The organism is Myxococcus dinghuensis (assembly GCF_024198235.1).
GTDB lineage: Bacteria > Myxococcota > Myxococcia > Myxococcales > Myxococcaceae > Myxococcus > Myxococcus dinghuensis.
The window spans coordinates 1-9,471 of sequence record NZ_JAKCFB010000084.1 but is presented as its reverse complement, the minus strand read 5'-3'; the positions used below and the strand labels follow the sequence as shown (position 1 = coordinate 9,471).

At 63.6% G+C, this 9,471-nt stretch carries 11 protein-coding genes; 5 read left to right on the top strand and 6 right to left on the bottom strand.

The features are described from left to right. The coding region (locus LZ198_RS42190) for a transposase (RefSeq protein ID WP_253977839.1) at nucleotides 1–188 on the top strand (188 nt) is incomplete at its 5' end. 43 nt (nucleotides 189–231) lie between these two features. On the opposite strand, the gene LZ198_RS42185 is transcribed toward LZ198_RS42190, so the two are convergent. The 6 genes from LZ198_RS42185 to LZ198_RS42155 form a co-directional block, all read right to left on the bottom strand. After that, on the bottom strand, nucleotides 232–918 hold the full coding sequence (locus tag LZ198_RS42185) for a DDE-type integrase/transposase/recombinase (protein WP_253977841.1): 687 nt from the start codon (nucleotides 916–918) through the stop codon (nucleotides 232–234). 5 nt (nucleotides 919–923) lie between these two features. Further along, nucleotides 924–1,319, bottom strand: coding sequence for a transposase (locus LZ198_RS43355; RefSeq protein WP_267145517.1), 396 nt, complete (start codon nucleotides 1,317–1,319; stop codon nucleotides 924–926). Between the two features lie 122 nt (nucleotides 1,320–1,441). Next, the gene (locus LZ198_RS42170; RefSeq protein ID WP_253977838.1) at nucleotides 1,442–3,208 is read right to left on the bottom strand and encodes an ATP-binding protein; all 1,767 of its coding nucleotides are present in this window, start codon (nucleotides 3,206–3,208) and stop codon (nucleotides 1,442–1,444) included. A 271-nt stretch (nucleotides 3,209–3,479) separates the two neighbouring features. After that, nucleotides 3,480–4,511: a hypothetical protein gene (locus LZ198_RS42165; protein ID WP_253977837.1), complete on the bottom strand. Its 1,032-nt coding sequence runs from the start codon at nucleotides 4,509–4,511 to the stop codon at nucleotides 3,480–3,482. 394 nt (nucleotides 4,512–4,905) lie between these two features. Beyond that, entirely contained in the window at nucleotides 4,906–5,211 is a 306-nt protein-coding gene (locus LZ198_RS42160; RefSeq protein WP_253977836.1) for a helix-turn-helix domain-containing protein, read from the bottom strand. Nucleotides 5,212–5,292: 81 nt separating this feature from the next. Continuing rightward, nucleotides 5,293–5,601, bottom strand: coding sequence for a helix-turn-helix transcriptional regulator (locus LZ198_RS42155; RefSeq protein WP_323383491.1), 309 nt, complete (start codon nucleotides 5,599–5,601; stop codon nucleotides 5,293–5,295). A gap of 133 nt (nucleotides 5,602–5,734) precedes the next feature. On the opposite strand from LZ198_RS42155, the gene LZ198_RS42150 reads away from it, so the two are divergent. The 4 genes from LZ198_RS42150 to LZ198_RS42135 all read left to right on the top strand — a co-directional run bounded on the left by LZ198_RS42150 (nucleotide 5,735) and on the right by LZ198_RS42135 (nucleotide 9,423). Next, nucleotides 5,735–6,220: a hypothetical protein gene (locus LZ198_RS42150; protein WP_253977834.1), complete on the top strand. Its 486-nt coding sequence runs from the start codon at nucleotides 5,735–5,737 to the stop codon at nucleotides 6,218–6,220. A 563-nt stretch (nucleotides 6,221–6,783) separates the two neighbouring features. Further along, on the top strand, nucleotides 6,784–7,974 hold the full coding sequence (locus LZ198_RS42145) for an HNH endonuclease (protein ID WP_253977833.1): 1,191 nt from the start codon (nucleotides 6,784–6,786) through the stop codon (nucleotides 7,972–7,974). Between the two features lie 111 nt (nucleotides 7,975–8,085). After that, nucleotides 8,086–8,891 (top strand): IS5 family transposase gene (locus LZ198_RS42140; protein ID WP_253977832.1). Its coding sequence is split into 2 segments (ribosomal slippage): nucleotides 8,086–8,431 and nucleotides 8,431–8,891, totalling 807 coding nucleotides; the frame shifts between segments, so codons are not numbered across the junction. A gap of 46 nt (nucleotides 8,892–8,937) precedes the next feature. Further along, the gene (locus tag LZ198_RS42135) at nucleotides 8,938–9,423 is read left to right on the top strand and encodes a helix-turn-helix domain-containing protein (RefSeq protein ID WP_323383487.1); all 486 of its coding nucleotides are present in this window, start codon (nucleotides 8,938–8,940) and stop codon (nucleotides 9,421–9,423) included. The last annotated feature ends 48 nt before the right edge of the window (nucleotides 9,424–9,471 follow it).

The window sequence follows — 9,471 nt, the reverse complement described above, 5'->3', positions numbered from 1 at the left end:
CCAACGGCCTGGAGCGTCTGCACGGCGAGGTGAAGCGTCGCATCCGCTCCGTGGGCGCCTTCCCGGACCGGGCCAGCGCCCTGCGCCTCATCACCGCCGTCGCCCTCGAAGTCACCGGCGTCTGGGATGACCGCCGCTACCTCGACATGTCCCTGCTCAACTCAACCCCAGACACTGCCGCCGCTTGACCCCGCCAAGGAGCATTCCTCCCCCGAACCCCCTCCCGACCAACTACACACGATTCGGGACTTGACCGGACTCCGCCATGCCGTTGCTCTCGGGGGAGTAGGCCGGCGTGGTGCGGATAAGCAGGCCCAGGCCGCTCCCAAATTCGCGCGTCTCATGGGCCGTGTAGGCCGGGCCGTTGTCCGTCAGCCACTCAATGGGGTGCAACGTCCGCCGGCAGCCAGCGCCGAAGCGGTACTCCAGCGTCTCGGCCATCAAATCGCGCACGAGTTCCCCGGTGAGGCCCCCGGTGGTGGCGACGAAGCGCATGGCTTCGCGGTCGCAGCAATCCAGCGAGAAGGCCACCTGGACGCGCTCCCCGTTCCAGCAGCGAATCTCGAAGGCGTCCGAGCACCAGCGCAGGTTGCTCTTGAGGGTGGCCACCTTGCCGTCATGGGTGCGCGTCGGCTTGCCGGTGTGGCGCGCCAGCAGCAGCCCCGCGGCCTTCATCACCCGGTACACCCGCTTGGGGTTCACCCGGGGCTGTCCTTCGGAGTGCAACTGCCGGTTCACCAGGGCCGTGACGCGGCGGTAGCCGTAGCTGGCCCTCTCGTCGGTGACAGCACGAATCCTCGCCAGCAGGGACTCGTCGGTGCGCTTGCGGTAAGGGCCCCGCCGCCTGGGGGCCTCCGTGGCGCCGTCCTGCACTCGGAGCACCAGGTTGCTGCGCGAGACGTCCAGCGCCTCGGCCACGGCCTTCAACGGGAACCGCCCCTGGGAGGCAAGCTGGGCGGCGAGGTTCGTTTTTTGGGGCGGGCCAACTCCAGCGCCTCCTTCAGAATCTCGTTCTCCATCGTCTTCTTGCCCAGCAGCCGCTCCAACTCCCTCACCTGGGCCTGCAGCCGCTTCACCTCGGACTCCGGGACTACCGCCTCGTCTGCGCCTAGGCTGGACATCGAGCCCTCCTCCGCCAGTCGCCTCCAGTGGAACAACATGCTCGCCGACAGTCCATAGCGACGGGCTACCGAGGAGATGCTCTGTCCGGCCATCTCCGCTTCGGCCAGGAAACGTTGCTTCTCCTCGGCGTTGAAGCGCCGTCGCCGCCCAGGGCGAACTGGTGGAATGACTTCTACTTCGAGTGTCTTCGTGTCCATCTCTAGGCTGGTCCTATGCGGTAGGGACCTGTCCGTTCGAAATGGGGGCTACACCACCTTGGGAGCGGTGGCCTCTGCTCTATCGCGCGGGAGAAAGCCGAAACTGGGGCAGCAAGGATGCTTCACGCTGCTTGCTGGTCGGTCTTGAGCTGATCCAGAAGCCAGCCGAGGCGAGCCCTGGCTGCGCTCACGACAGCGGCGTAGGACCTCACGTGCAGACCCGGGGGACGCCAGTTTGCGTCCACACTCGTCGCGGCCCTACCTCCGATGACGAGCACATCGAGGGGGTCGAAGTGCCTACGGAGATCGTCCCGATACTTAGTGGCTTGAGTCTCATCGTCGCGGTCAATCGAATGACCGGGCTCCTTGAACTCGATGAGGAGATGCCGGCCCGTTAGCATGGCGCACAGCAACAGGTCCGGTCGCTTCTTGGCTCGATCTCCGGTGAATTCTTTGTCGGCCCACTTCTTCAGGATGGTCGCCACGGTCTGGTTCGAGGAGAGCAGCGTGAATTCGCCCTCTAGAAGCCAGAGGTTGCGCTCGATGACTTGGTGCAGCTCCTTCTCCTGGGTATCCGGCCGAGTCATCAGCTCATCGAGGCGGTCGAGGATCTCCAAGCGCCTCCGGGTCTGGAGACCGATGACGGCCATATCCACGAGCCCGAACTGGCCCAGTGCATCGGCAAAGGTCGCGACCCCCTGGTGCCGCGCCACTTCAATGGCCTGGATGACCGCCCAGTACTCATCTCGCTCGAAGGCATCGAGCATGACGTTGATGACAATGCCCCGACGCTCCTCACTCTCCCCGTAGAACTTCGTAAGTACCCGTTGAAGTGCGGCCTCCGCGAACCTGCGTCGATGCTCCGGCAGCCCGGCCAGGCGGCGATCAATCTCCTGTTGAAGTCGAGCTTTCGCGAGACTCATCTGGCGAACGAAAACCTTATTGAGCTTCTCCTTGAGTTGCTCCCGTGCCCAGGCTTCCACGGCCTTGAACCCTGTGCTGTTCTCTATGATAGCGCCCCAGTCGGGGGTCACGTCCGCAGCAAGGCCGTCGGCTTCAATCTCGCCGTAGACCTTCTTCAATAGCTTGCCGGGAACTTCCTCGTCTTCATCCAGCCCGAAGTAGATCGGCTTGCCAACGACCTTCCCGCCGACGCGCACGACGACACCCGGATGTTTGAGCGGTCTCTTTCCATCGGCGAATGTCAGAGAGAGCTTCACGGGCCCTACGGCCTGCAACTGAGCCCGTTCCGTGAACGCCTCGCCGGGAATGTCTTCGATGGCAAGCGCCTCACCGTTCACCCGAATCGTGAAGTCCGACCGACGGCCATACTCCAGCACTAACAGCTCCCGCAGCCTCTCGGCCGTCGGAAACGCCAGCGCCTGATTCAGATCCGTGAGCGTGATGGTCGTTCCGTGATCCCGCTCGTCACATTCCGAAGTCGTGAGCGGGAGGTCGATCTTCTCCAAGTCTTGGCGGGAGTCGAGTAGGTCCTCCTTGCGGATGACCAGGCTCGTTCGTTTTCCATGTGCCCGGGTCTCCATCACCATGGTGGAGGCAGCCATCAGTCCAGCGAACTTGCCGATTCCCTTCCGGCCTTTGATTCGCCGCTTGAGCGACAGAGTCTCCTCTCCTTTGCGAGAACGCCGGTCGCTGGCGACCTTCAAGTACTCGCTCCGAACCTCCTGCTCGGTCATGCCAGTTCCGTCGTCCCGGATGATGATGGGGTCGTTGGTCATCGGGGCTGGCAACTGGATGTCTACCTCGTGAGCATCCGCATCCCAGGCGTTATCCACTAGTTCCTTGAGAGCGTGCTCAGAAGAGCGGTAGCTCTCTCCCAGGAGGGTCGCGAGTCGAGGATCAACCTGAAAGCGTGCTGACTTGGCCATCGCGTGCGCTCCGTCCAATCACTTACCACGCCTTGACCCGGCGAGTGGCAACGTACGGCTACGCCTCTGACTCGACCGGAACGTCAGATTCTACCATCCGTTCCGAAGAAGCCCAAACCGCATGGACAGAGCCCCGGTGAATCGCGTGCAGGCTCCGGCCTTTTTGAGGACCACGTCGTTTGGCCGCACGCTGAGCCTGAGAGAGCAGGATAGAGCTGAGCGCGCAGCGTCAGCGCCACCTGGACCGCAAAAGGACTGGGGGTTGGAGGCACTAGAGGTCGAAGTCCTTTTGTCCCGACACGAACCGCCGGTAGTTCACCGGGATCAAGAACCGCTGTCGGATGCGCGCGAGATATGCCGCCCACTCCTTGGTCAAAGGTGCGGGTGAGGCGATGACGAGTTCGAGCGGGTCTTTCGGCTCCTCCAAATAGCCGTACTCCAGCAACTGGCCGAGGGCCTCTCGGATGCTGTAGCGGGCTTCCGGGTACGTCTTGAGTTCGATGAGAACGCGGCGGTCCGGAAGCCTCACGGTGAGGTCGACTCGCTCTTGCTCAGCCCACACGCAGTTCTTACCGTACTTCGTGACGAGCAGGTTGTAGAGTTCCTCTTGAAGCTGGTTGTGTAGCAACTCGACTGCACCGCCCTCCCAACCCGACTTCACCGTCGCCTTCGAACGGATGAATTCCTTCGGGGACGGCTCCACCGTCGCTGTCGTCCGACCAAAAGCCGAGATCATCATCTGAGGCGCGAAGTAGATCTGGCTGGCCTTTAGGTACTTGCGAATGAAATCGGGGTCACCGATCACCGTCGGAGGCGAGCGGATCTCAAGGCTCTCCGGTCGGAACCGTAGGTCAAACAACTCCTCTGGTTTGGCGTGAGCAATCATCGATGCGTCACCGCCGGCAACCTCGACCTGCTCTCGCATCATCTTGAGCCAGCCGTTTCTTTTGTAAGCCGCGAAGGCGTGCGCGGCCTCGTCACCGTCAATGATCTCGCACCGGCGGATCACCCCAACTGCACGCCGAGCCCCCCGGCCATCGATAGCGAACAAGTAGAGATCAATCTCGGGCGGCAACGATTGACGCCGTCCACGGAGCGCCTGGACATAGCCGTACCGCCAGCCGTCCACGACCCACGAAGGGTTGAAGAGCCATTCCTCATGGCCGAATCCGTAGGCGGAGCAATACGTGCCGGAGGACTCAAAACGAGCGGCCTCTCCAGTCGGAGCAATCCAGTTCCGTGAGTTCCAGCAGACTCGGGCCATGCGGCTCTCGATCTGCTCCCCAAGTTCTGAGCGCGTCATCCGTGCCTCCCAGCGGGACCATAGCAGGACGGATAGCGGCGGATTCATCCGAGCTGAGAATCAGGCGGTGCGCCAGGGGTAGGCGCGGCGTAGGACTGGACAGGCAGTGTGTTGGGCGCTGCGTGCGGCGAGGAATGCCAGGTCCTGCCGGCCTGCCAGAGCTGGAGCTGCCCTTAGGCGGTGGAGATATCAGGAGCGACGGGGCGGCAGAGGCACAGTCCTGTAGCTCCACGACAAGACCAGCAAGTAGCCTGTGCTCGGCAAACTCGGGCTCGAAGTTTCCACCGAAGAAGTCATCGCGAACGCGCTTTCGCGTGTTGAGCCGGGGACTCGTGGCTCGGAGGTACCCCCCCCTGCACCTACTTTGGGCGGTTGGGCCAAGGAGCTTCGTGCGTCACTTCCCGCTATCGTCTTCCTCCATCTCCCGGAACAGATCCCGGAGTGGCACCTTGAAGGCCACGGACGCGGCTACCAACGTGGCCACCGTGACGTTTGCGGCTCCCTGCTCCATTTTGATGATGTGCTTCGGGTGAACGCCGATGGCTTCGGCCGCCTGCTCCTGAGTGAACCCTTGCTCCAGGCGGAGCTGCCGGAGCCGCGCCCCGAGGCGCAGTAGCTCCCGCTTGATCGCACGAGCTGTCGGACCTCGCGTCCAGACCTCCGAACGACCACGCTTAACGGGGGGCTTCCCTGTGGGCACGCTACGGGCCTATCCAAGGTTGCTCTTGAACTACACAGTTCATGAGCTACATGCCCCTTGGATGGCGGTAGCCCCATCACGTCACTGGTTGCTGGTGTCCTCATCAGAATCAGGAAACAGATCCCGGAGTGGCACCTTGAAAGCCACGGACACAGCTACCAGTGTGGCCACCGTGACGTTCGCGGCCCCCTGCTCCATCTTGATGATGTGCTTCGGGTGGACGCCGATGGCTTCGGCCGCCTGCTCCTGAGTGAACCCCCGCTCCAACCGCAGCTCCCGGAGCCGTTCCCCGAGTCGGCGTAACTCTCGCTTGATGGCACGGGCCGTCGGACCTCGCGTCCAGACCTCCGAACGACCGCGCTTGGTGGGCGCATCCCTTGCTGTAGGCACAGTCCGGGCTTACTGAAGGTCGCTCATGAACTACACAGCTCATGAACTACTTGGCCGCACGTGGGCGAGATGGCAGGATGTAGCTCATGAGCTACCTCCTCAACAGGCCTTGACCCACGAAAGGACGGCCGACATGACCGAAGAGAACGGAAGCCTCCCCTCGCCTCTGGCACTGAGCCTGGACCTGGAGCTGAACACTCTGGCCAGTGCGACTCGGGGAGCCCAGATTCTAGCGGACCTCCAGGCCCAGCATGGACTTCCAGATGAAGAGCTGGAGCGGGCTGCCCCCGCCTGCATCACGTCCATGTTGGCCCTCGTGATTGAGCGCATCGGGCAGATTCGGCGCGTGGTCCGCAACGAGGAGGACCCGGCCCACCTCAGGGCCCCTCACAACAGCGTGGAGGCTCCAGCTACAAGCAGCGATTTCCCCGAGGACATCATCCTGTTCTCCTGGAACTCCCCCCGCTTGCCCGTGGTAGCGGGGAAGCCACATCCACAGGAGGAGGCTCCGAGGGCACCGAAGGAGCGCAAGAAGAGGAACCAGAAAGAGGCGCCTCCCGAATCGCCGAACGGTCCCGAAGAGCAGGCCCCCAAGCCTCCCAGCTCTGATTCCCGCTGATGGGAGACAGGTCAATGCCGCGACTGCCTGAGGCACGGCGGGTGATAAAAGGCCGCGCCTCAGGAAACGGTCTCCATGTCCCCCGGAGCATGCCCGCCTCGCCGGTTCCACTACGCTGGGGCATCGGATCCATACCGCACGGGTCGCTAAGGCGGCTTCGCGGCCCTCCTGGGTCTGCTCGTACTGTGGACGCGCTCATGGCTCCATTGACGGTCTGCGCCGCCCACCACCCCTGGATGAAGCCCCCTGACCAGCGTGCACCTGTGCCAGAGCTACTCCACGACCAGGACGCTAACCTCGACACCTCCAGTCCAGAGCGGCCCTCCTGAAGGCGAGCTTTGACCGGGAAGCAGCGAGCCCCTCTCCGCGCATCCGCGCAGGCCCAGCCTTGCTGCTCCCTATCCATGCCCCGTACATGAGCAGAGCTGGCGGTGATGCCGACCTGGGTCGGCAGTCCCCACCTGCCAGTGCTCGGATGTAGGAACGGCCACCACCCGCGTCAGGTCCACGGGTGGCTGAGGCCGGCGACTTCAAGTGCCTACTCAGGCGATCATCAGACTCAGATGAAGACTTCTGAGCACCTTACTCTTGGATCCATCTACTCCCGCGAGGCGCTGCGCGAGCAGTTCGGCATCACCGACGCCACTCTCGACAACGGCATCTTCCTGCCTAAGGGCCATGAGTCCGTTTGGCTCTTTGTGACCGAGGTGAAGACCGCGGACCGGACGCAGTACACCGACCGGCTCGATGGAGACGACCTCTTCATGGACGGCCAGATTAAGGGCAGGACCGACCGGCTCTTGATCGACCACGCGGGGGATGGTCGCGAGCTTCTCGCCTTTCATCGCCGCCACAAGTCGGAACATCCGCACGGAGGATTCCGGTACGTCGGCCGGTTCACCTATGTCTCTCACGAAGGTGGCGGGCCCGCGCGCTTTCACCTGCGGCGCGTCGGCTCGCGACCGGAGCCGGCGCCACCAGCCTTCCTACTCACATGGAATCCTGAAAAATGGCACTGGATGACCCTGGAGGAGGACGTCGAAGCTGTTCGCGCCGGGCGAGCGCCTGCCGTTGACCAATGGCGATGTGGGAACTCCCAGGTTCGGAAGGGCGACCGACTCTTCTGGCTCCGCCAAGGCGTCGAGCCTCGCGGTATCTTCGCCACCGGGTGGGCCACGAGCAACTGGGACAACGGGATCCGCTTCGAGTTCGAGACCCTCCTCCATCCAGTCCATGAGCAGGGAGCGCTCATCCCTCGCGACGCTCTGGTTGGCGGAGTCCTGGACAAGGTTCGCTGGAACACCCAGCGGTCGGGCATCAGCATCAACTCGGCTGCGGCAGAGATGCTTGAGCAGATGTGGGCCGAGCGCGCAGGTCGAGAACAGGAGGCTCACTCCTATGGTGAAGCTGGCCCTGCGGGAGCACTTGAAGGCGCGGTTCGATACGCCTACGTCCGTCACCGGAAGCGCGAGCGCCGCCTTCGAGCGGCGAAGATCGCAAAGGTTCTGAGTAGCGGCGTTGGCCTTCGCTGCGAGGTGCCGGGCTGCGGCTTCGATTTCGGCGAGGTCTATGGGGCTCTCGGCGAGACGTACGCACAGGTTCATCACCTGCACCCGCTGAGCAGTCGCGAATCGCCCTCCGAGACGAGGCTCGATGATCTCGCTATCGTCTGCGCGAACTGCCACGTGATGATTCACATCGGTGGTCAGTGCAGGCCCCTGGATGGGCTCGTTCAGCGCCGCCACGCAGGGTAACACCGATGAGATATTTCTTCTCGGCTCGAATGGACTGGAGGGCCTAAGAGCGCCTAACGAAAATCCGGGATGGGCTGGCCGCAGACAGGGACCATCCACAGGTTGAAGGACATGGTTCGTGAACTTGTCCCCGATGCCTTCTGGCGGCACGTGGCTCCCTTGCTTCCTCCTCCTGGCCCTAAGAAGAAGCTGGGTCGACCTCGAGCGGACGACAGGGCAGCCCTGGAGGCCATCGTCTTCGTTCTCCGAAGTGGCATCCCCTGGGAGATGCTGCCCCGCAAACAGTTCGGCCTGTCGGGCATGACGGCATGGCGGCGGTTGGAGGAATGGACCCGAGCCGGTGTGTGGGAGCGCCTCCAGGAGCGGCTGCTCGACGAGTTGGGCCTGCGCGGCAAGGTCGACTTCTCCAGGGCGGTCATCGACTCCTCGTCCGTCCGGGCGTCAAAAAGGGGGCCCTCACGGGCCCGAACCCGACGGATAGAGCGAAGGCGGGTAGCAAGCATCATCTTCTCGTAGACGCCCAGGGGCTGCCCCTCACCGAATCCGTGACGGCCGCCAACGTGCACGACACCCACGAACTCTTCCCGCTCCTCGACTCCGTGCCTGCCGTGAGAATGCCTTCGGGCCAGCGCCGGCTTCGCCCCACGAAGCTGCACGGCGACAAGGCCTACGCTTCAATCAAGAACCGACGTGGCCTCCGCCTGCGCGGCATCGCCTCGCGCATTGCCCGTCCAGGCGTTGAATCCAAGGAGCGGCTCGGTCCCTACCGCTGGGTCGCGGAACGAACCCTTGCCTGGAAGAATCAGTTCCGCCGACTTCGAGTCCGCGACGAACGCAGGGACGATATCCACTTCGGCTTCCTCGTCCTCGGTTGCTGCCTCATGCTTCTGCGCCGCCTCTACCCTGACTTTCGTTAGGCGCTCTAAGTAGGTGGCCAAAAGTTCCGAGACAAATTCCGGCCGCATGCGCAGCTTCCGATGCATGCGACCGGCCCGGAGCCCTGCCGAGTTGGGGCTGACAGCGTACGACAGGCGGAAGTTGGAGCGGGCGCTGCGGCAGGCACGCGATGCCCGCCACTTCCGTCGTCTGCTGGCCATCAAGCTCATCGCCGAGGGCAAAGGCCCGGGCGAAGCCGCGCACCTGGCGGCCTTGAGTCGGCCGACAGTCTACTACTGGCTGGAGCGCTATCTGGCAGAGCGCACCCCGTCAGCGCTGGTGGATGCACCGCGTCCGGGGCGGCCCAGAGCAGCTTCACCTCTGTCCTCTGAGCGCCTGCGTGAGGCGGTACGCGCCAGCCCGGAGAAGGCCGGCTGGGCGAGCCATGGATGGACGGTAGCGCTGCTCTGCACCCACCTTAGGAGTAAGGGATTCGTAACTGTTCGCCGTGCCCCGTCCCGGCGCCGTGCTGACCCGCCCGGGACGACCGGCGGGAGCTGCCGTCAGTCCTGACTCTTCGGAAGTGTGACCGTGCCTGGGTTCTCGATGGCGGCGAGAGCG

Bases quoted from the DNA above. Each gene is read 5' to 3' on its own strand.
- LZ198_RS43355 (WP_267145517.1), bottom strand. From the start codon at position 1,319: ATGGACACGAAGACACTCGAAGTAGAAGTCATTCCACCAGTTCGCCCT.
- LZ198_RS42170 (WP_253977838.1), bottom strand. From the start codon at position 3,208: ATGGCCAAGTCAGCACGCTTTCAGGTTGATCCTCGACTCGCGACCCTC.
- LZ198_RS42165 (WP_253977837.1), bottom strand. From the start codon at position 4,511: ATGACGCGCTCAGAACTTGGGGAGCAGATCGAGAGCCGCATGGCCCGA.
- LZ198_RS42150 (WP_253977834.1), top strand. From the start codon at position 5,735: ATGACCGAAGAGAACGGAAGCCTCCCCTCGCCTCTGGCACTGAGCCTG.
- LZ198_RS42145 (WP_253977833.1), top strand. From the start codon at position 6,784: ATGAAGACTTCTGAGCACCTTACTCTTGGATCCATCTACTCCCGCGAG.
- LZ198_RS42135 (WP_323383487.1), top strand. From the start codon at position 8,938: ATGCGCAGCTTCCGATGCATGCGACCGGCCCGGAGCCCTGCCGAGTTG.